Genomic DNA, 22,431 nt, shown 5'->3' with positions numbered 1-22,431 from the left:
TCATTTTTTATAAAATTTCATAACCCGGTAATGTTAAAAATGGTACGAATTCATCATTCCGAACGAGATTTGTAAACAACGTTGTCGCCTCTTGGAATCTCCCTTTCTTAAAGGCTTCCTTACCAATCTCTCTTTCTATTTTTGCTAGTTCTTCTTCTTTTAGCTCTTCCATCAATTCAAGCGTAATATTACGGCCGTCATTTAGCTTTCCACCTTCATGGCGGATCCATTGCCATACTTGTGCCCTAGAAATTTCCGCTGTTGCCGCATCTTCCATTAAGTTATAAATTGGTGCCGCTCCCCGTCCGCTTAACCAAGATGCGATATATTGAATGCCTACGTTAATATTTAGGCGAAGCCCCTCTTCTGTAATCGTTCCCACTGGTACTTCTAATAAATCCTTTTCTGTAACATGTATTTCTTCACGTTTTCTAAAAATTTGATTCGGTGTTTTCATAATGTGATTAAATACTTCCGTCGCGACTGGTACAAGTCCCGGGTGGGCAACCCAAGTCCCATCATGACCGTCTAAAGCTTCGCGCTCCTTATCTGCACGCACTTTTTCAAAAGCTGCTTCATTCGCTTCTAGATTGTTTTTAATCGGAATTTGTGCTGCCATTCCTCCAATAGCTGGTGCATTACGGCGGTGACACGTTTGAATGACTTTCAAAGAATACGCGCGCATAAACGGCGCCGTCATCGTGACTTGCGCTCTATCTGGAAGTAAAAATTTATTATGATTACGGAAACTCTTTAGAAAGCTGAAAATATAATCCCATCTTCCGCAATTTAACCCAGCAGAATGATCTTTAAGCTCATACAAAATTTCATCCATTTCAAACGAAGCGTGAATCGTTTCCAGTAACACCGTCGCTTTAATTGTTCCGTTTGGAATACCGATATATTTTTGAGCAAATACGAAAACATCATTCCATAACCTTGCTTCTAAATGGCTTTCCATTTTCGGTAAGTAAAAGTATGGACCGCTTCCTTTTGCTAAGAGAGCTTTCGCATTATGGAAAAAATAAAGTCCGAAATCTACTAAGCTACCAGACATATTCTTCCCATCAACTTGCATATGTTTTTCTTCTAAATGCCATCCTCTTGGACGCACAATTAATACTGCTGTTTTACTATTTAAACGATATTCTTTTCCATTTTCATTTTTATGTGAAATCGTTCCCTGCACTGCATCTCGTAAATTTATTTGACCTTCAATCGCATTTTCCCAAGTTGGTGAATTCGAATCTTCGAAATCTGCCATAAAAAGATGCGCTCCTGAATTTAAAGCGTTAATAACCATCTTTCTATCCACTGGTCCAGTAATCTCTACGCGGCGATCCTCTAAATCTTTTGGCAATTGAGCAATTGTCCAATCCGCTTCACGTATGCGCTTTGTTTCTTCTAAAAACTTCGGAAACTCTCCTGCATCAATTCTCTTTTGTTTCTCCGCACGCTTTTGTAAAAGTTCTATGCGGCGCTTATTAAAATTTTCATGTAGTTCCTTTAAAAAACTAAGCGCCTCAGGTGTCAATATTTCGTTGTACGCTGGTAACATTTCTCCGGGCAATGTAACCCGTGAAGTTTGCGTCGACATATTAGCATCCCCTTCTTAAACTGTTTTATAACAGATTTGATTTTATGTTTTATATTATATAACAAATCTTCAGAAAAGGAAGTTTTTTTTGAAAATTCATTTCGTTTTTTTCAAAATACCTTTCTTTCGCGCTTTATCCCATACAAAAAAGGCCACTGTTATACAACAATGACCTTTTTGTATTATTTTTCAAATATCACTTTACTAGTTAAACCTTATTGCTGTCCTTGTTCCATATCATGCAAAATTGCTTTGTATAAAAACTGTGCGTATTGCTCTCTTTTTACTTTCATGGATGGGCCGAATTTATTATCTCCGATTCCCGCCGTAATACCATTTGTTTGAATTACACTAATTGCATTCTTTGCCCATGAATTTGCTGAAACATCATTAAGCGTAGGAGATCCCTTCGCCTGTAAATCAAAAGCATTCGTAAGCACTTGCGCCATTTCCACACGAGTTAACGTTGCTTTCGGTCTAAAGTTTCCATGCTCGTCTCCCATAAAAATTTCTAGTTCCGTTAAAGCTAATATCTCTTCAATAAAGTTTGTTGAGTTTTCATCGATATCCCCATATGGGTTTTCATATTCCTCTTGTTCTTCTATATCAAATACACGATAAATTAAAGCTGCAACTTGTTCACGTGTTACGTCATCACCAAAACCGAAAATTCCATCCCCATATCCAAAAATAATTTCGTTTGCCGATAAATTATGAATTGCCTCTTCTGACCAATGTCCTTTTGGTACATCTTTAAATACAATTGGATTTGTATTTTGCAATGGTGCACTTTCCGCTTTTACAGGGGCCACATTCGTCCCTGCAAATATACCGCCTACCATTGTCGCAATCATCATTACACCCAATATTTTTTCTTCATTGTCCTCTCTGCTTTATACCTCCTTCTTTCTTATTTCAAAAAGGAAGCTGTCACATCTAAGGTACTATATATTAAAAATTCTACAATCTCTTTGTGAACTCCTTTACATTTTTAAATTTCACTTTATTGACACAAAAAGACGCAAATAGTATATATATGCGTCTTTTTAATATCATTTTATTCAAATTATAAAGTAGCACTTTCCTTCATCGATAATTCCTTCTCTGTTCCCTTGCGAAAAGTAAATGCCATTCCTACAAATATAAGAACAATCCCTACTACTTGCATACTAGTCGGTCTAAACCCGGTAAAGACTGTATCTAATAATATTGCAACCGCAGGATCTAAAAACACTAATACAGAAATTAATCTCGTCGATAAACCTCTTAAACTGTCAAAAAATAAGTAATATACAAATCCCGTATGTATAAGTCCTGTTGCTGTAATCATCATCCAGTTCATCTCTGTTAAACCTTGAAACTTGCCAAAATCTACGAATGGTAGCAATAAAAATATACCTAAAAACGTTTGTAAAAATGTCATCGCATATGCGCTCGTATGCTGAATTCCTTTTCCTAATAAAGTGGTAAAAGCATAAAATAACGCTGCAAGAAGTGCCCATACCATTCCAGATGACATTAATTTCTCTAACGACATACTACCGTCTACTCCAGCTACTAAAACGGTACCGATAAAACAAATGACAATGGACATAACCGCAAATACTGTAAGTCTCTCTTTAAATACAATACTACCAATCATTAATACGATAATGGGTGCAAGATGGTACACTGAAATCGCAATTGTAATCGACATAACTTCAAACGCTTTAAATAAAAATACCCAGTTAAAAACGAGAAATACGCCGCATGCTAATATTTGCATTACTTCTTTTTTATTCCATTTCTCACTTTTATACTGTCCTGTTACGAGCCAACACAATGCTAAAAATATAGTTGCACAAATGCAACGAACGAATACTAATTCAAAAGACGGTAAACCTGTTTGAGTAGAAAAAAATCCAATTGATCCGAAAATAGACATCGAAAGGATCATTTTTATAGCCGGCATTGATTTTTTATTGAACACCCTTTCTCCCCTCCTATAAACTATCTTTTACAAATGAAAAATCTCCAAAACATTACGTATTATTATATATTACAATCGGAAAATTGTAAAAAATTAGAATATATTAAGTGATAGCTGCGCAAAATTCCCATAAAAAAAATCATCCTTTGTTATATAGGATGATTTTTTTATTTATTGAGTGGAATTTTTCTATATTAAAACTTAAATATACTACTACTTTTGAAGAGTAAATTGAGCAACTATTTGTTTTAATCCTCCTGCTGCGTTATGCATATGTTCAATTGAAACCGAGATCTCTTGAACAGATTTTTCTTGCTGTTGAATAGACTCTTTTACCCTATCAGTTCGGTCAGATGATCTTTGGGAAATTTGAGCCATGTCTTCTGCCGAAGCCGAAATCTCCTCACTACTCGCTGCAATTTCATCCGTAGACATAGATACCGTTTGAATTTGCTCAGATACTTGCTGTATTTTTTCTGTAATTTTTCCAAATACTTTTTCTGTATGCATTACTACTTGTGTACCTGCCTGTACCTCATGATCTACTTTCCCCATCATATGTACCGTATGGCTCGTTGTTCCCATAACTTGAGTAATAAGCTTCTCAATTTGTTTTGCAGAATTACTAGATTGTTCCGCTAATTTCCGCACTTCATCTGCCACAATCGCAAATCCTCTACCACTTTCCCCAGCACGGGCAGCCTCAATTGCGGCGTTTAATGCTAATAAATTAATCTGAGAGGTAATACCTTGCATAACATCAATAATTTTAACAATTTCTTCTGATTGTTCTTTCATAGTCTCTACTTGTTTAACACCGCTATGTACTGAATTTTGGATTATATCCATCTGTTGATTCATTTGTTTCATTAACTTATTACCACTCTCTGCATCTAATGCTGACTGTGCAGACAATTCATTTACAGATGATGATGTATTCACTATACTCTGCATTCCTTGTGTCAACTCTTCCATCGCACCCGCAGTTTGTTCCATTGCTTGCATTTGGCTCTCTGCACCATTTGCAACTTCTTCAATATCCATCGTTATTTTCTTCGCTGCACTGCTAGATACTTCTGATGCAGATACCACTCCGTCTGCATGTTGGAATAAAAGCTGAATATTATTCTCTACTTCTTTCATATTTGTTCTTAACCCTGTAATCATCTCATTAAAATCACTTACTAATACACCTAATTCATCTTTAGCATTATACTCACCATGTACAGTCAAATCCCCATCTTTCGCTCTTTCCATCATACGACTAACCGTTTGTAAAGGAGCAACTATAAGCCTGCTAATAATATAACTTACTATGCATATAACGATTGTAGTAACTACTACAAGAATGATAAAAGTAATAACGGACCGATCTATCATTTTTTGAGAATCTTTAAATACTTGGTCAGCTAAATTTGAAACATACGCTTCTAGATCTACAGCATAACTAGCTAGCTCTACTCCCTTCGGTTTTAATTCCTTATGAAATTCGTTTACCATTTGAGATTCATTTGTTACCTTCGCTTTATCAAACAACTTCTTATATGTCTCCATATAACTTGGCAAATATTTCTTCATCTTCTGAAACAGTTCATCCTCTTGCTTACTTAAATTGAAGCCATCATCATATTCTTTTAATAAAGAATCATATTTTTCAAGATCCTTTTCAATGTTACCAATAATCCCCTCTTTATTTGCCCCCTCATTTGGTGATGCTGTAATTAATTCTAGTAAGTTATACTCTAGTGAATTCTGTGTACGAAGCATTCCTTCTAATAAAACTACAGAATGTTGATAATCATCTACTACAACCTCTGTATCATGCTTAATCTTATTAATAGAATTAATTGCTACACAGCTCATAATTACCATACCTAAAACTGCTAATGAAATAAGCGATAATAATTTATATTTCACTTTTAAATTTTGTAAAAAATACATTTTTCCACCTTTATTCCTTTATATATAGATTTTTAGAATTTTATAGCTTATTATTTACAAAATCACAATAAAAAGCAATGATAAATATTCCCAATATCAAACTTATATCTCTATAAAGAAAGAAGTAGCATAATAGCTACTCCTTTTTGCTTTGTTTCTCATATTGTTCAAACGTATGAATTCTTTCGAAAATTGGTGGATGTGTGTATAAGAAAAACTTCACTAACTCAGGCGGATTTACTTGACTTAAACTCGTTTTTGATAAATATTGAAACGTTTTTACACCAGATTCCCCATCTTTCGTCATGTCTAAAGCATATTGATCTGCCGCTCGTTCTTCTATACGAGAAACATAGTTTGTTGCGGGCTGTGATGCAAAAGAGAGAACAGAAGAAATTAAGAAAAATAAAGGTAAAATTGAAAAACATGCTACTTTTGAAATTTGCAGCGTATCTCCCCATTTTCGAATACACATATTTATAATACGACTAATGAAATACATCCCTATAAACGATAGCAACACATAACTCGCCACGCCCCAATATATATGTTTCATAACATAATGCCCCATTTCATGAGCCATTATAAATAAAATCTCTTTATCTTTTAATTGCTTAAGCGTTGTATCCCACATTACAATACGCGAGTTAAGTCCTATTCCTGTTACATATGCATTTAACGCATTCGTTTTTTCCGACATATTTACTTCATATACATGTTTAGCCGGAATATCGGCTTTGTCTGCCATCTCTAAAATTTTCGTTTCTAATTCTTTATTTTTCAGCGTCGAGAAGTCGTTATAAAGTGGATCAATAACGACAGGCTGTATGAATGTTAAAAAGATTGTAAATGGAACAGAGAGTGCCCACCCTGCTAGCCACCATCTCTTTGGGAATTTACGGATGAGCCATAACAGAACGGTAACTACGATTAACATCGTCGCATAACTCTCCCAAAAACCGATAACGTGATCTTTTATCCAGCTTTGTGTACTTTGCGTTGAAATGCCGTAATCAACGGATACTTTTCGGCTAATCCATTGCATTGGCAGGGCAAGAACTGTTGTAAGTAATGATAAATAAAAGAAATAAATCGCAACTTGCAGGACACTTATTTTCGTCGTTTCCTTCGACCATTTCTCAAACTTCTTTGAAATACCGAGCACAAGTACAAATAATAATATAATCCATTCCAGAGGCGTCGCTAAAAAGTACAGTAAATTTTTCACGCGCGAATAATCTTGGCTTAGCGTAAGCTCTCTTGCATTCATAAACGTTTCTGGATCTGCACTCGTTCCTTTATACATGTCCGGAATAAGTTCATGATTCCATCCAAATAAATACCAATATATAAGCAACGCAAACCCAACGTACAAAAAAAGCGACCACCCAATAACCTTCCTCACGCTATTCCCTCCTCTATGCTGCCTGTCTATTATTATTGTAAGTTCGTACATGCTAAATTAGAACAAGCTTATTACGCGAATTGCTCGAGATCCTTTTATTTACATAAAAAAACTCTTCTACAAAAAGAAGAGTTTTACCTACCTTTAGACACTTTCTTCGGTTCATACTCTGGGATAAGAAACGTACTTACAACCCAACATATTAAACCAGCGCCTTTTAAATAGCGTATATATTCATAGTCTTGAAAAAATAAAGTCGTTACAATAAGCGTAAAAAATCCAATTAAAACTAGTACGTATCCTATTTGCTTCTTAGATAACATAACGTGTCCCCTTAAGGAAGTACATCCACTAATAAACTAAAATCTTGTAAAGAAAAAGTACTATATTTCATAATACCTTGTACAGCTAAAAGTAAAATAAGACCGGTCACACACATATAATTAACGCTTTCTTCACTCTTTTTTTCAGCAACTATTCCGCCGCTTATACATAATATTCCTAACAAATGGAGTGCTAAATACATAAAGAAATAAGCTTCCTCCCAGCGAAGAATAACATTGACTGTCGTTATCAGCACAATACTAGGGTGTGTCTAAAAACTGTTGTTCATTGTGTTAATCGAAAAATGGCAGCGATATACACAAAGGCTAAAAAAGAAGATGCCAGCTTATCATAACGTGTTGCGATTCTACGGAAATGCTTGATTTTATTGAAAAAACACTCCACTAAATGGCGTTCTTTATATAAATACCAATCCACATTCCAAGGAGCTTTCGCATTTGACCTGGGTGGAATGGTATAGGTTGCTTCATGATCGGTAATATAGTTACGAATCGTATGAGAACCATAGGCCTTGTCACCAAGAATATTGCTGCCCTTAATCGGTATTTCATCCAAAAGCTCGCAAACAGGAGTGCTATCAAAAATATTTCCGCCAGTCAAATGAAATAAAATGGGGTTGCCTAAACCATCAACAATTGCATGGATTTTGGTAGTTTTTCCACCGCGACTCATGCCAATATGCTGATGACACTCATGATTTACAGCCTTTTTTTTGCACCAGCACTATGTTGATGCGCTTTGATACTGGTTGAATCTATGCTGAGGTTTTCAAGATCCGGTTCAGCATTTAATTCTTGAAAAATAGTCAGTAAGACACCTTCATCACGCCATTTGCAGAAGCGAGCATACACGGTTTTCCATAATCCGTAATGGTCCGGCAAATCACGCCAGGGAGCGCCGCTCCTAGCTATCCATAAAATAGCATTGAACATTTCACGATTACTCCTTTTAGGCGGACGACCAGTAAAATACGGTGGGAAAAAGTCTTTGATTTGTTCCCATTGTTCATTTGTAAGTTCGTAGCGGCGTGGCGTCATAGAAAATACCCCTCTCTAAATGATTTGAGGTAATCCTATCATAGAAATAGTTTTTAGACACACCCTAAGCAAAATCAAATAAAAAAACTTATTTGATGATATTGTTTCATTCATATAATTTTATACATCCCTTTCAAATTTAGAATTAATGATGTTTTAAAGCTATAAAGTAAATGATTGTTTTCATACTATAAAACAAAAGGAAAGCCACTATTACTTTCTCGAATACTTTATGAACCCACATATACTTCTCTTCATTTTTTCTGAAGATGCGCTTCATCATTTCTTCTACAATTAGACCAAATATTAGTAAAACCCCTAACACAATAAGAAGAGAAATAATATTTTCTTTTACATGAGTACTAGAAAATAAGTAATACTCTGGAAACACAATCGTATCTACTACAGGTTGCACCCAATGACAAACGCTTTTATCACACATATCTGTAATAGACGTAGCATCTATAATGTCTTTCAATATTTTTCCAATCGCCTTCTTCATCTCATTTACTCCCCACTACGTCTGAAAAGCTTTTTTCCTGCTCTACATATATAGCTGGCATTTCTTTACTCCAATATTTGCGGTTAACAAATAAGAAGATGAGTACTAAGTTTAATCCTGTTATAAAAATAATAAGTCCTGGGAAAAAGGTCGTATAATTTGAGAAATCTGCAAAACTCATTATCTCTTCTCTGTTTATTAAATAAGAAGCGCCGATTACAAATGCATTGTTTAACATGTGAATAGCAATTGGCATAAGTAAACTATTCGTACGAATATATACGATTGATAGTACAACGCTAAATACTACTGCGCCTAGGAAATCAACATGTAACAACGCAAACAACATCGCTACTACAATAATCGCTATACTCGTTCCCCATTTTGCTGCAAAGCGTTGCAGTAAAAATCCACGAAAAACAAATTCACCAATAATTGGCGCAATGAATACGACCATAATAAATTGATATACATATCCCCCTGTACTATCTATAATCGGTTCACGTAATGCGTTCATAATAAATTCCGGTGTAATCCACGCAAAGCTATACATGTACAAAATAAGATACCCGTAACTAAACACGCATAACATAATCGTAATGTATAAAACTTGCACCAGGTTAAATGTTTCATTTTTATTAATAAATAATGAAAATGAAACACGTTGTTTTCTATACTCAAAAAAAATCCATGTAATCGGAAGAATATAGAATATAAGAATATTTATAAAAGTAGAATTCTGCATATGAAATGTATTTTCTATCAATTCATTACTGGCTCTTGCAACTAAAGTTAATAGTGCAAATACAATTAAAAAATATCTAGCTCGCATCGCTTGAAACGGATTCACACTCATCTCCTCCCCTATGTTCTTTTATCATATCATTTGATTCTTAATTTTTTGCGAAAGAAAACCTTAAAATTTCCTTAAAAATTCCATAAATTATAGAAAAATGATATGATATTCGAGGAAATTAGGAGGGATTTTTTATGTACCAAGCAAATATTTTGCTCGTTGATGATGAAACAGCAATTTTACAATTACTAACTACCATTCTTGAAAAAGAAGGTTTTTCTCATATTACAACTGCAACATCCGCTGAAATAGCTTTATCTCTCACCGCGCAAAACAATTACGATTTAATTATTTTAGATGTCATGCTTCCTGGACAATCTGGTTTTGATATTTGTCCAATCATTCGCGAAAAAACAGATTGCCCTATCTTCTTCCTCACAGCCAAAACATCTGATTTAGATAAAATATCTGGATTTTCACACGGTGCAGATGATTATATTACGAAGCCATTTAATCCACTTGAAGTAGTCGCTCGTATGAAAGCACAACTCCGAAGACATATAAAACAAGCAGTACCACACGAACAAAAAGCAAACTCCAGTTCATTTGGTAGATTTGAAATTGATCGATATTCCGCAGAACTTACAGTAAATGGACATGTTGTCGAATGTTCCGCCCAGCTATTTCAGCTATTACTCTTCTTTTGCGAGAATCCGAACTACGTATTTTCGAAAGAAGAAATATACGAGAAAGTTTGGGGAGCACCTGCCTATAATGGCGATGATAATACCGTTATGGTTCACATTCGAAAACTACGTGAAAAAATTGAACAAGACCCAAGTAAACCAGAATATATAAAAACCGTTCGCGGACTTGGCTATAAGTTCATTACAAAGTAAGGTGACGATATGAACTTTAATAAACGACTTATTATCCAATTTATCATGCAACACGTATTTGTTTTAGTTACATTACTGATTGCTGTAGTAGCTGCTTTCACTTATTTATTTTTTCTTGTTACGAGTACTTCATACGAACCGAACATTCCAGATTCTGATAATTTTACGATTTCCAGATATATCTCTTCAGAAGATGGCGATATTTCGTTAAAGGTTGAAGTAAAAGACTTAATTAAAGAGAAAAATGATTGGATTCAAGTTGTAGAGGAAGACGGAAAAGTTCTCTATCACTTTAATACGCCTAGTGACGTGCCAACATCTTATACGAAAACATCATTATTCTCTTATATACAGAATCATATAGAAAGCCCTTATACGTTTACATATTGGGAAATTGAATTAGAAGAAAAGAACGTACTTGTTATTTACGGCGGTACGGTAAAAAGCAATCTATTACTGAAAACGATACAGAAAGAGCACCCTTCTGTATCTACGGATACGTTCACATTAACAGAAGAAGAAAAACAGTTACTTTCTAAAGAAAAAGCAACGCTTCAAATCTTTAATAGTGTCGGCGAAGAAGTATTCTCCTATCCAAATGAAAAGAAAAAAACGTTTTCTGCCATACAAGCTGCTCTTAGCGAAAAGGAACCGTGGAATCATAAAGAAAACACGTCTAGCTTTTACGATACAAATAGCAATCACCTTCTCGTTATAACTGCAAAAAATGAGCACTACTACCCAGTTGATGAAATAGACGATGTATTTGCTAAAAAGTTTCTAATCGGATGCGGGTTAATCCTTCTTATCGTATTTGTTTATTTAGTCATTCTTTCTATTTGGTACGGTAATAAATTTGGAAAACCGTTATTACACGCGATGCGCTGGCTTAAAAATATCGCTGGTGGAAAATACGAAGAGCCCTTTAGTAAAAAAGGGAAACCTGTCAGGTTCCGGCGATCTGGTAAAGAAAAATGGTCATTCCGCTTATTTAGTGATGTGACAAATTCACTAGAGCATCTTTCTATTACACTCAAAAAAAATGATGCGATGAGGCAAGTACTGCAGCAAACACGTGAAGAATGGATTACCGGTCTCACACATGATTTAAAAACACCACTTAGTTCTATATATGGCTACGCATTATTACTAGAATCACAGCAATACAACTGGACTGATCGCGACATTCAACAATTCGGCAGCGTTATGAAAGAGAAATCTCAATATATGACGACATTAATCGATGACTTAAGCTTAACGTATCAATTAAAAAATAACAGTCTTCCTGCGCAGCACGTAAACATTGAAATGAATCAATTCGTTCAAAAAGTATTATTACAATTCATTAATAATCCAACACTTCAAAATCAAAATATTGAATTCGTACCAAGCTCAAATAAAATTCAATATTTCATTGAAGAAAAATGGTTCCAGCGTATTATCGAAAACTTACTCGTAAACGCTGTAAAACATAATAATGAAACGACAAATGTCAGCGTAAAACTTTCCCAAAACACTACTTCATTTACACTCTCTATTTCAGATAACGGAAAAGGAATGGATGACAAAACGAAAGAACTTCTATTTGAGCGATATTACAGAGGAACAAATACAGAAGAAAGCAACATCGGAACGGGGCTTGGCCTTGCTATTACGAAACAGCTCGTTCATGCTCATAACGGAACGATTTCTATTGAGAGCGAACTTGGAAAAGGAACGACGATTATACTTATGTTCCCGTTTCATTCGTAGAAAAGACGCTATGTGGCGTCTTTTCTTTTTTTCATTTCTGGGGGGCGTCGGTAAATGAAATTATACCGGCGATTTTCTAGATATATCGATTTGTCGACAAAACCAACAATACTAATCTACTTCTCCTACTTATACAAAGTAAAAATAAAACTATTAACAAATACATTTCTAAACTGTTATACTATAAATAGAAGTATAAACTAATTAAGTTTTGCATAAAATGAAGTAGACGAGGTGCTTCCAACACCCCGTCACTGCAACTAATTACCGCCAGGGGAAGGTTGCAACTAAAGCTTATTTGCGTTTAGAAGACTTCCCACGCTTCGCAGGCAGACGGGTGGTCTTCTTTTTGCGCTTTTTTGCCGTTAATTTCTTAAATCCCATAACTATACCTTCTCTAGCTATAGTTTTTGTGATTTCCAACAAAATTTGCAAAAGAAATTCCATATGATTACACCTCCTTTCTTCATTAAATGAAGAAAGGGTATAACCTTCCACCCGCAATATTTAATTGCTACTTTATTTTACAATTTTCAAATGTATTACAGATAAAGCAATACAAATTTAACAATCCACTCATAAAGTGAAACTTTAATCAGTGGGGGTTTTCTTCATCCCCCACTGATTATTAGTTGAACCAATCGGACTTTTATGGGCAGTTGATCCTCCACCTAACTTCTTTGTTTTCGCTGAATTTTGAGGTGGGGGTCTTACTGCCCATTAAAGCGGGATAAAAATAACCTTTCACAACTCACTATGAAAGGTCATCTCCATATTTTAGCTATTTCCCTACTAATACAAACTCATTCTCATCAGGTGCTTCCATTACCGCAACATGTCCTGATTCTGTTGGAAATGGTTCGCGAATCCATTTTACATCTTTATTATCTTTTAAACTTTCATACGTTTGTTGCACATCTGCTACTAATACTTCGACTTCCATAAAATTAATATCCGGATGATTACTTATTACTAACTCCGAACTTTTTTCATCTGGAAACTTCAATCCTATTCACGTCCAAATAATCCCTTCTTCTAATTCTCTTTCTATAACCCAGTTTTGCTCCATTCCCATTTCTTTATAAAAAGAAACTGACCTTTCTATATCCTTCGTATGTATAGATACACATTCTAATTTTTTGAACATCTTCCCATTTCCCCCTTTATAAAAAAGCGAACCATCTCCCAATGATTCGCTCTTATCCTATTACTTCTTCTTCACTGGTATCCAAAGTTCAATTTGAGCGAACTCACTTTTATCTGCATGGGAACGCTCATCGTATAGTTCAAACTCATTAACGCCGCAATGTTCGTATCCTGAATGCGGGAACCATTCTGAGAATACAGCATTCCACGTTTGGTGAATAGACGATACCATTTCTTCATGAGGAACTTTCGGCGTTGTAAATACAGCATATGTCGCTGCTGGGAAAGTACGCTTTGCAACTTCATTTGGTACATTTTCAAAGCCTGTAACTTCCATTCCGATAATATAAGTGAAATCGCCCGTTTCTAAATTAAAATCAGTACATAATCCAAGCTCTACCCATTGGCTCGTATCTTTACGATTCGGAATTGTCGTTCCAAGATCTTTTTGTAAATATTCTTGCCAAAATGCTGGGATGTCTTGATGGTTTTTCCCTTCTTTACTTGTCGTCTTCAGCTCATAACCCGCCACTAAAAATTCTGGTTTATTTACAATACGATATTCCATTTGTATGCCTCCTAAATACGGATTTAATTTTCTTTGCTTTACATTTACGCTGTAATACATCGGTGTTTCAATTTCTTGTTTTCGATATTCACTCGGTGTCATTTGAAATATTTTTTTAAAGGCTCTCGTGAACGTTTCGTGAGATTGAAAGCCATGCTCAAATGCGATATCAATAACTTTTTCATCCGTATGAGAAAGTTGATAAGCTGCCCGGGCTAACCTCCTCTTTCGAACATACTCCATTACTGTATCACCTACTAATGCCTGAAATACACGATGAAAATGTGACTCAGAAAAACCTGCAATACGTGCTAAATTACGCAGCGTTTGTTTTTCCATTACATCTTCTTCAATATAATCAATTGACCTTTGAATTTGTGTTTCATAGCTTTCCATCTCTGTTCACCCGCCTTATATGTATTATGATAAAAGAGAATCCTATCCAATTCTTGACGTTTTTTACTATAATTCCATGAAAAATTGTAACTTTTTTATATGTATTTCGTTGTTATGTATGAAGAGAAGGAAATGTAGTGAAACGCAAACAATCATTAGAAGAAATTTACTCCGAACATATGCAAGATTTATCCCACTTTAATGGGCAGTAAGACCCCCACCTCAAAATGCAGCGAAAGCAAAGAATTTAGGTGGGGGATCAACTGCCCATAAAAGTCCGATTGGTTCAACTAATAATCAGTGGGGGATGAAGAAAACCCCCACTGATTAAAGTTTCACTTTATTTCGCTATCTTCTCTCCCTAACCGGAGATTCTCACTGTGCTGAAGATCTCATGCAAGAAACATTTTATCGAATGCTCGTCCACATTGATTATTATAAAGGAGAAGAAATTAAGCCTTGGTTATTTACGATTGCCTACAACGCCTTTATCGATTGGTATCGAAAAGAAAAAAGATATAAAACAACAGAGGTTACAGAATTCCATTTACCAAACGTACCAAGTACAGAGCACTCTTATTTTGTAAAACATGAGATTGCTAGTTGGTTAGACAGTTTATCTTCTCTTCCGCTCCAAAGACGAAATGTGTTACTACTACGAGATTACTACGGATTCTCATATATAGAAGGAATTTTTTCTGATGTGATAATTTTGAAAGGATTATGGTTGCGATTAACGTTGCTTCTTCTAAATATATTTTATCTTTCTTTTTAACAATTGTATATAAATGGAATTACATTTATACACTCACAATAAAACCCTAATGTGCTACGCTCATTAGGGTTTCGTCTTTTCCATATATTTCTTCCGATAATGCAAGGGTGTTTCTCCGTATATTCTCTTGAATATTTTTGCAAATTTACTTGGGTTATCGTATCCAACCTGCATTGAAATTTCGGTAATGGATTCATTTGTATGAATAAGTAATTCCGCTGCGTACTCTACACGTTTACGCTGTATATATTGATAGACTGACATTCCAAACGACGCTTTAAAATAGCTTTGCATGCTTGATTCACTAATATTCGCCATTTCGGCCAAATGCTGAACTTGAATCGGTAGGTGAAATTGCTGATGAATTACATCGAGAATTCCCTCAATTCGCTGATCTACAACTTCTGGCCAAATTTTTTGAAGACTATGCGCTAAAAACTCTAAAACCTTCGCTTTAATTAATAAATGGTTCATCGCATTTTCTTTAAATTCGATTTGTAAATAACGCGCAATAGAACGATGAATGGTTTCGCTATTTTTTTGAAAAATAATTTTTTGAGAATGAAGAAAAAACTGCTCAATTTCCTTCCAGCTATCAAGCTGATTTTCTTGAATAAGATAACGTTCCAACCACTCTAAATCGAGAAAAACACTCATTCCTGTTAGCTGATCATATTGAAGTTGTTCTTCAATTTCATTAAAGAATAGCAATGTTTTCGAGTCATATTGTGCGGAAAGTAACGGCTTTCTTTTTTGGTTAATTTGTCCATCCAATATGACTGTAATCTCTAATATTTTTTTCAATATAGGCATTTGGGGGCGTTGAAATGTACAGTTATCAAAAATCTGAATTTCAACCCCTTCTTCAATATACAACCGTCTGACTTTACCATTTTGAAAAGGAAAATGATAAGCCGTTCCTAGCCAAATCTCGTGATGAGCAGCGTCGTTCATTCTTTTTATTTCCGTAAAAAAGGCGTTTAATATATTTTTCAATTTCTTCACCTCCGCCTCAAATTACGATTTCGGGCTATTTTTTCGTTATTGGAGTAGTTAGAACTACTGATAATGTTTATCATTTGGATTATCAATGGTTAGGAGATGAATCGAAATGAATATAAAAAAATTTGCAGCAAAAGATTTAATTACAATTGGATTATATACCGTTCTCTTATTTATCGTACAGTCTATCGTCATCGTCGTCGCGAGTCCACTCATGGCATTTGCACCACCACTTACTCCCGCTATCGGTATGTTCTTTGGCGGCATCGTCTATATGTTAATGGCCTTGCGCGTGAGTAAAAGAGGAACACTTTTATTAATGGGGACATTAACAGGGATTTTCTTTGCCTTAATGGGAACACCTATTATTCTACCTTATTGCATTCTAACTGCTTTCATCGGTGAACTTACTTTACTGAAAGGCGACAGTTCGCAATATAGAAATCGTCATCGTCAAGCAATCGCATACGGAATTTACGGTGCTTTCTTCAGCATTGGTTCCTATATGACAATTTATTTACTCGGTAGTAGTCAGTTAGAAAAAATGCGTTACTCAAAAGAAGCAATCGACGAATTAATTTATTTTGCTTATTCACCTATATGGATGACAATCGGTCTTATCGGCGGATTCATTCTATCCTTGTCTGGCTGTTACTTTGCAACAAAACTATTACAAAAACATTTTGTTAAAGCTGGCTATTTATATATGAAGAAATAATTAGGAGAGGTTTTTATGTTTGATGCTCGTTTACAATTTACTCTATTAATCATCTGTGGATTTTTAGCAATTTCCGCTACAAGCACCGGTTCACTTATGCTCGCAGCGTTTGCTATTCTTTTACTCATTTGTCAAAAACAATATCGTTTAGGACTCAAATGGTTCATTATATACGGTTGTTTGTTCTTTGCACACTATTTCATTTCAACTTATATGAATGCTTCCATTTTAAATGTGTTTTTATTAATGCTACTCATTGCCTTAAAAACTTTACCTACGTTAATTATTGCATCTGGATTATCGAAAGTCCCATCAGGGCAGCTACTAGCAAGTTTACAAAAATTAAAAATTCCTGAAAGTGTTTTATTAACTCTTACAGTTGCCTTGCGGTTCTTTCCTATTTTACGCGCTGAATCCAAAATCATCAGAGAAAATGTACGTATTCGTGGTATTTCATTAAAAAGCCCGAAAAATTGGATTCGTTTAAATCAAGTGTTTGAATATGCAATTATCCCTTTATTGATGAGAACGATTCGACTGGCTGATGATTTGAGTGCCTCAGCAACAACTCGCGGAATTGATGCACCTTGCAAAAAAACAAGTCACTATGCGATTGCCTTCTGTCCGAAAGATAGCATTGCTCTTCTCCTCGGTTTATGCATGTTTGGCACGCTTTGGATTTCATAAGGAGAATAGCTATGATTACACTCAATAATGTTCAATTTGAATATCAACCTGGAAAACCCCTTTTAAAAAATATAAATGTAACAATTCAGGAAGGAGAATGCGTCCTCATTACCGGCCCTTCTGGATCCGGAAAAACGACACTAGGACGAATATTAAATGGTTTAATACCAAGCTTTTATGAAGGAAACTTACAAGGTGAAATTATCATTAATAATGTCCATACGAAGGATACTCCGATATGGGAACTTAGTAAAAACATTGGTAGCGTCTTTCAAGATCCAAAATCTCAATTTTTCACTTCTATCGTTCAAGATGAACTTGCTTTTGAACTTGAAAATCATGGAGTTGAAAGAACTGTAATTCAACACCGATTACAAGACGTTTTACAACAAATGAAATTAGAATCTATACAACATAACCCCGTCATGAGTCTTTCTAGTGGTCAAAAACAAAAGGTGGCAATTGCTGCGTCGCAGCTAATTGATCCATCCCTATTTGTAATGGATGAACCTTCTGCGAATTTAGATTTACAAGCAACGAATCTTCTCAAAGAAGAATTAGTCTCCTTACGAAAAAAAAATAAAACAATTGTCATTGTAGAACATCGCCTTTATTACTTAATGGATCTTGTAGATCGTATTATTTATATGGAAAATGGTGAAATCAAAAAAATCTACACGCCAAAAGAATTGCTCGCGTTCTCTTGCGAAGAAATACAAGCACTAGGCTTACGTTCTCCCTTTATTGAAAAAGGAAAAATGAACGACCGTACTTTTCCTTCAAAATTAGAAAAAATGCAGATTGAAGGCTTGCACGTCAAACATAAACGAACAAAAGATTGGGTACTGCAAGATTTGAACATCACACTTCATGCAAATGAAGTAACCGCATTAATCGGAAAAAATGGTGCAGGTAAAACGACGTTTGCCCGCACATTAACAGGATTAAAAAAAGAAAGTACCGGCAACATCCACATCGATAACATGCAACTAAAAGCAAATAAAAGAATGCAAAAAATTTGGTTCGTTATGCAAGATACAGTGTACCAACTATTCACCGATAGCGTATGGAATGAAGTATTACTCAACCATCCTAACCAGGAGGAAATGGCCGAAAACGTTCTAAAAGACCTCCATTTATGGCATTTGAAAGAAAATCATCCTGCCACTTTATCAGGTGGAGAAAAACAACGGCTCGTTCTCGCAATCGGTTTAATGAATGAAGCTTCTATTTTCATACTAGATGAACCGACTTCTGGTTTAGACGGCATGAACTTACAACGTGTTATCGAAGTAATTCATCAACTCGCCAAACGCTCCTGTCACGTACTTGTCATTACTCATGATCACGAACTCGTAGCTGGTGCTTGCCAACGTATTATAAAACTAAAAAACGGGAAGATTACAACTGATGTTCAAGCCAATACATTCTCTTATCGAGAACTTGTAGATTTTATGTATGAGATAGAGTAGTTTAATAGAGGATTAACCGTTAAAAACACCTTACTAACAACTAAAGATAAATAATAAAGTACAACAAAAAAGGTTACCCTAAAATAGCTACATCACTATTTCAGGGTAACCTTTTCTATTCAATCTGAAATCACTTTCACATACATCCCTCTCACCGCTTTTTCATAAGCGACCTCACTCATCTGTTTTATATTTTCTGATACGACAGACGATTGAACAACTTCACCTTCACGAAGGAATGGAGGATTAATAAGACGAACTTTATTTTTCTGATACAAATCATAGTCGTTTCTATCTTCTTTTACCTTTACATTCGGATGAACTTTGCTTAATAAAGCACCTACTTCTTGATCTTTACATAGCTGTAATTTCGAAATTAATTCCTCATCTTCAAGAAGAAAGTCATCTACATGAATAACCTTTTTATGTAGAGCTAACTTTAGCGTTTTCGCTAACATATCATTTCCGTAAATATTCATTGGCTTCATAAAGAAATCGATTACTTCTTTGTAATACGTTTCTGTAAACCATTCGGCTATTTCGATGTTTTGAAGAACCATCTTTCCATCAACTGCGATTAAATCATCTAAAAAATCTTGAGCTTCTTCCAAAGAAATATATCCATATGTATACATATCTCTCAATGTATAATCCACTCGATCTGCGCATAATTCGGGCGCTGACCTTTCCAGTAACGTCCACTTCGAATCATCTAACAAAATATCTTCATAGTTATAGCCATACTTCGCAAGGATCGCTGGAATTTCTGAGTTTTTTACGACAGAACTAAATATCTCTTCATGATAACTTTCATTTCTATTATCAAAAACGTAATCAATCACATGAGAAAAAGCAGTATGTGATACGTCGTGCAGTAAACCTGCCATTTGCTCTTCTACTGAACCACCGAGTTTTTTTATTAACAACATAACACCAACTGAATGATCAAAACGTGTTACATTCCATTTCTCATTCATTAAGTAACTTGCTCCTGCTTGATGAATTCCTTTCAGTCTTTGCACAGACTTACTTAAAATTAATTCTTCTAACACTTGATCCACTTCAAATTCTCCGTATAGTACATCTGATATGATCACTTATAATCCCCCTTTATTTCAGCCATGTCTTATAATCGTACCTTTTTTATGAAATTAGCACCAACAGAGATATTTATTGTTATTTGTTTTTATTGAAAAAAATAGAGAGCCATCAGCTCTCTATTTTTTAATCCTATTCAAACGTAACTTCCACCTGTACAATCTCAGATCTACTTCCAAGTCTAAGCGGTGGTCCCCAAAATCCGAAACCAGAAGAAACAATAGCGTGGAATGCACCTTTTTGTGCGTATCCCCAGTCTAGTTCGTACATTCTTCTCGTTACAATATGATTCGGCGCCATTTGTCCACGGTGCGTGTGACCGGATAATAGTAAATCTACACCAGCATCCGCTGCCTGTTTTAACTCGAATGGTTGATGATCCATTGCGATAACTGGCATAGATTTATCTACCGTACTCATTAAACTTTCAAAGCTTTGGCGATCTCGCTCAGTTTTATCTCTTCTTCCAACGAGATAAAAGTTATCTTCAATTGTGATCACTTCATCTAACAAAATACGAATATCAATCTTATCCATCTCTTGTAAAAACTCAGGAACCGCCCGTCCGTAATATTCGTGGTTTCCTAACACACCATATACGCCTAGTGGAGCTTTCATTTGTTTCATAATTGGTCCCATATTTTTTTGAATGAACACACCTGGATGATCATCGATAATATCACCTGGCAGTAAAATAATATCGGGCTCCATCTCCTTTACATGACGGACAAGCCTTTTTAAATGCGAAACGCCAGATAATTTACCGAAATGCATATCAGAAGCCATCGCAATGCGTAAGCTTTTACGTCCCTCTACTTTTTTCGGTATGTGCACCTCGTATTTTCTTACTACTGGGCTATATGCGTTGAATACCCCATATGCAAAAATAAAGATAAACGCAAGTAACACGACAGTTCCTGTCCAAACAATTGCCGTCTCTTTCTCCATTGAAAACTGTAGAAGGAAAACTGTAATATCGGCTAACGGCAATAACATAAGCGCATATTGTATGACCGCAAACCAAATTGAACCTATCGTTCGTAGAAATGGCAAAAACTTAAACACTTGTACGAGAATGTATGCATATGAAATAAATCCGACTACGAAAGCGTAATATCCCCAAGATTGCCAGCCGAATACTGCATGAAGCCAAACCCATCCGTTCCAGCCGATGTAAAACATAAGTAGTGTGTATATAATTAATATCGTAAATATATTGAGATAACGAAGATTTTTCACAGCGAGCCTCCTTCTTGATTTCTTCTATTATATCTTGTTATGCACTTATAGCGTAAATATTAAGCACTTCACTATTCACAATAAAAACCTCGATAAATGTATCGTCTTAACATTTTTAGGCATCTCTTCACCTTTATTTCGAAAAGCCCCCTTCACATATTAAGTACATCAGTATAATAAAGCATATCATCCGTCTGAAAATACATAACAGATCCGCGGCTATAATAATTAACAAATTGAACCTGCTCTCCTAGTTCATTACGAAGATTCATATCATGCACATGATTATCGTTTAAATCATAAACAACCAACTTTTTATCTTGCGTAATGAATACTACTTTATCTTGAGCAACCGCAAAACTTCCCGACCATGTTTCCCTAGTTAAATTTATTTCATTCCACGACATATGAAATTTTTTATCTTTCATTTGAACTAAAGGAAATTCTGAATAATAATAGAGCCAGACGTCTCCATCTAAAACATTTATTGCATAACAATCATCTATATACGGTATATTATATTTTTCTACATATTGATCATAGCTATCAAAAATCAATTGACCTGTAGAATTAAAAGCAACTATACCATTTACTCCAATTGGGCACTCTCCAAAAATCCCTTCATCACAATAACTAACCCATATATCTTCATTCGCATCAACCTGACAATCTTGAATCCCTTCTCCAGCATAAAACTTAACATATTCACTTCCATCTGGATTATAAATAACTGCATTATCCTCTTCATACTTAAACATAAGCAACCATCTCTCTCCGATTCGTTGCATACATATCACCGATTCAACATCTATATCTACATTTAAATTAATATTACTTATACTCCCATTATTTTTATCCAAATAAATAATACAAGGGCGATCCTGATTATCTTGTACTAATAAAATTATATTTTGTTTATAGTCCACGTTCATTTTTCTAAATTGATAAGCTTCAACAATAGACTTAAAACTGATTAACTCTTTACATACGATATCTTTCATATAGATAAAAACCCTCTCATTGATTCTAAACATAAAAAATAAGCGTCAAACTTCCTTAATTTTAATAAGTTTGACGCCTATCCTCA

21 protein-coding genes and 3 pseudogenes are annotated in these 22,431 nt (G+C 35.0%); 6 read left to right on the top strand and 18 right to left on the bottom strand.

What is annotated here, in order from left to right; genetic code table 11:
• Window positions 1–7 precede the first annotated feature (7 nt).
• The 11 genes and pseudogenes from aceB to QCI41_RS23960 all read right to left on the bottom strand — a co-directional run bounded on the left by aceB (window position 8) and on the right by QCI41_RS23960 (window position 9,646).
• Window positions 8–1,597 carry a malate synthase A gene (gene aceB, locus QCI41_RS24005; RefSeq protein ID WP_353836472.1) on the bottom strand — a complete coding sequence of 530 codons (1,590 nt, stop codon included), beginning with the start codon at window positions 1,595–1,597 and terminating at the stop codon, window positions 8–10.
• Between the two features lie 215 nt (window positions 1,598–1,812).
• The gene (locus QCI41_RS24000; protein ID WP_353838805.1) at window positions 1,813–2,454 is read right to left on the bottom strand and encodes an S-layer homology domain-containing protein; all 642 of its coding nucleotides are present in this window, start codon (window positions 2,452–2,454) and stop codon (window positions 1,813–1,815) included.
• Between the two features lie 209 nt (window positions 2,455–2,663).
• On the bottom strand, window positions 2,664–3,566 hold the full coding sequence (locus tag QCI41_RS23995) for a DMT family transporter (protein WP_081253853.1): 903 nt from the start codon (window positions 3,564–3,566) through the stop codon (window positions 2,664–2,666).
• A gap of 213 nt (window positions 3,567–3,779) precedes the next feature.
• Complete coding sequence (locus QCI41_RS30770; protein ID WP_483299553.1) at window positions 3,780–4,571, bottom strand: methyl-accepting chemotaxis protein; 792 nt, start codon at window positions 4,569–4,571, stop codon at window positions 3,780–3,782.
• 156 nt (window positions 4,572–4,727) lie between these two features.
• A pseudogene (locus QCI41_RS30765) lies at window positions 4,728–5,507 on the bottom strand (MCP four helix bundle domain-containing protein); the annotation flags it as partial.
• Between the two features lie 136 nt (window positions 5,508–5,643).
• Entirely contained in the window at window positions 5,644–6,912 is a 1,269-nt protein-coding gene (locus QCI41_RS23985; protein WP_353836474.1) for a M48 family metallopeptidase, read from the bottom strand.
• A 134-nt stretch (window positions 6,913–7,046) separates the two neighbouring features.
• Window positions 7,047–7,235 carry a hypothetical protein gene (locus QCI41_RS23980; RefSeq protein WP_353836475.1) on the bottom strand — a complete coding sequence of 63 codons (189 nt, stop codon included), beginning with the start codon at window positions 7,233–7,235 and terminating at the stop codon, window positions 7,047–7,049.
• A gap of 11 nt (window positions 7,236–7,246) precedes the next feature.
• Window positions 7,247–7,438 carry a hypothetical protein gene (locus QCI41_RS23975; protein ID WP_353836476.1) on the bottom strand — a complete coding sequence of 64 codons (192 nt, stop codon included), beginning with the start codon at window positions 7,436–7,438 and terminating at the stop codon, window positions 7,247–7,249.
• 83 nt (window positions 7,439–7,521) lie between these two features.
• A protein-coding gene (locus tag QCI41_RS23970; RefSeq protein ID WP_483299041.1) for an IS5 family transposase occupies window positions 7,522–8,294 on the bottom strand; the annotation gives its coding sequence in 2 pieces (ribosomal slippage) (window positions 7,522–7,964 and window positions 7,964–8,294; 774 coding nt in all).
• Between the two features lie 145 nt (window positions 8,295–8,439).
• Complete coding sequence (locus QCI41_RS23965; RefSeq protein WP_353836477.1) at window positions 8,440–8,796, bottom strand: hypothetical protein; 357 nt, start codon at window positions 8,794–8,796, stop codon at window positions 8,440–8,442.
• Between the two features lies 1 nt (window position 8,797).
• Window positions 8,798–9,646 carry a CPBP family intramembrane glutamic endopeptidase gene (locus tag QCI41_RS23960; protein WP_353836478.1) on the bottom strand — a complete coding sequence of 283 codons (849 nt, stop codon included), beginning with the start codon at window positions 9,644–9,646 and terminating at the stop codon, window positions 8,798–8,800.
• 140 nt (window positions 9,647–9,786) lie between these two features.
• On the opposite strand from QCI41_RS23960, the gene QCI41_RS23955 reads away from it, so the two are divergent.
• Window positions 9,787–10,491 carry a response regulator transcription factor gene (locus tag QCI41_RS23955; protein WP_353836479.1) on the top strand — a complete coding sequence of 235 codons (705 nt, stop codon included), beginning with the start codon at window positions 9,787–9,789 and terminating at the stop codon, window positions 10,489–10,491.
• Between the two features lie 9 nt (window positions 10,492–10,500).
• On the top strand, window positions 10,501–12,243 hold the full coding sequence (locus tag QCI41_RS23950; protein ID WP_353836480.1) for a sensor histidine kinase: 1,743 nt from the start codon (window positions 10,501–10,503) through the stop codon (window positions 12,241–12,243).
• A gap of 294 nt (window positions 12,244–12,537) precedes the next feature.
• Here the strand turns inward: QCI41_RS23950 and QCI41_RS23945 are convergent, their stop codons facing one another.
• From QCI41_RS23945 to QCI41_RS23935, 3 genes and pseudogenes are all read right to left on the bottom strand, one after another.
• On the bottom strand, window positions 12,538–12,690 hold the full coding sequence (locus tag QCI41_RS23945; RefSeq protein ID WP_000394950.1) for a hypothetical protein: 153 nt from the start codon (window positions 12,688–12,690) through the stop codon (window positions 12,538–12,540).
• Window positions 12,691–13,024: 334 nt separating this feature from the next.
• Window positions 13,025–13,390 (bottom strand): annotated as a pseudogene (locus QCI41_RS23940) (VOC family protein).
• Window positions 13,391–13,450: 60 nt separating this feature from the next.
• On the bottom strand, window positions 13,451–14,353 hold the full coding sequence (locus QCI41_RS23935; RefSeq protein ID WP_060489268.1) for an AraC family transcriptional regulator: 903 nt from the start codon (window positions 14,351–14,353) through the stop codon (window positions 13,451–13,453).
• Between the two features lie 340 nt (window positions 14,354–14,693).
• Between QCI41_RS23935 and QCI41_RS23930 the strand changes: the two are divergent.
• Window positions 14,694–15,041 (top strand): annotated as a pseudogene (locus QCI41_RS23930) (RNA polymerase sigma factor); the annotation flags it as partial.
• Between the two features lie 150 nt (window positions 15,042–15,191).
• On the opposite strand, the gene QCI41_RS23925 reads toward QCI41_RS23930, so the two are convergent.
• Entirely contained in the window at window positions 15,192–16,133 is a 942-nt protein-coding gene (locus tag QCI41_RS23925) for a helix-turn-helix domain-containing protein (RefSeq protein WP_353836481.1), read from the bottom strand.
• 106 nt (window positions 16,134–16,239) lie between these two features.
• Here QCI41_RS23925 and QCI41_RS23920 point away from each other — a divergent pair, with 106 nt between their 5' ends.
• The 3 genes from QCI41_RS23920 to QCI41_RS23910 are packed head-to-tail and all read left to right on the top strand — an operon-like array spanning window position 16,240 to window position 19,007.
• Window positions 16,240–16,848: an MptD family putative ECF transporter S component gene (locus tag QCI41_RS23920; RefSeq protein WP_353836482.1), complete on the top strand. Its 609-nt coding sequence runs from the start codon at window positions 16,240–16,242 to the stop codon at window positions 16,846–16,848.
• Between the two features lie 15 nt (window positions 16,849–16,863).
• Window positions 16,864–17,535 (top strand): energy-coupling factor transporter transmembrane component T, encoded by a 672-nt coding sequence (locus tag QCI41_RS23915; RefSeq protein WP_353836483.1) that lies wholly within the window; start codon window positions 16,864–16,866, stop codon window positions 17,533–17,535.
• An 11-nt stretch (window positions 17,536–17,546) separates the two neighbouring features.
• Window positions 17,547–19,007, top strand: a complete 1,461-nt coding sequence (locus QCI41_RS23910; protein ID WP_353836484.1) for an ABC transporter ATP-binding protein — start codon at window positions 17,547–17,549, stop codon at window positions 19,005–19,007.
• Window positions 19,008–19,126: 119 nt separating this feature from the next.
• Here the strand turns inward: QCI41_RS23910 and QCI41_RS23905 are convergent, their stop codons facing one another.
• The 3 genes from QCI41_RS23905 to QCI41_RS23895 form a co-directional block, all read right to left on the bottom strand.
• Window positions 19,127–20,104: an HD domain-containing protein gene (locus tag QCI41_RS23905; RefSeq protein ID WP_353836485.1), complete on the bottom strand. Its 978-nt coding sequence runs from the start codon at window positions 20,102–20,104 to the stop codon at window positions 19,127–19,129.
• Window positions 20,105–20,237: 133 nt separating this feature from the next.
• On the bottom strand, window positions 20,238–21,344 hold the full coding sequence (locus QCI41_RS23900; protein WP_353836486.1) for a metallophosphoesterase: 1,107 nt from the start codon (window positions 21,342–21,344) through the stop codon (window positions 20,238–20,240).
• A 152-nt stretch (window positions 21,345–21,496) separates the two neighbouring features.
• Window positions 21,497–22,345 (bottom strand): hypothetical protein, encoded by an 849-nt coding sequence (locus tag QCI41_RS23895; protein WP_353836487.1) that lies wholly within the window; start codon window positions 22,343–22,345, stop codon window positions 21,497–21,499.
• Between the last annotated feature and the right edge of the window lie 86 nt (window positions 22,346–22,431).

The sequence above is a fragment of the Bacillus cereus group sp. MG4 genome, from assembly GCF_040460055.1.
In the GTDB taxonomy this organism is placed as follows: Bacteria; Bacillota; Bacilli; order Bacillales; family Bacillaceae_G; genus Bacillus_A; species Bacillus_A wiedmannii.
This window is presented reverse-complemented; position numbering and strand designations above follow the sequence as displayed.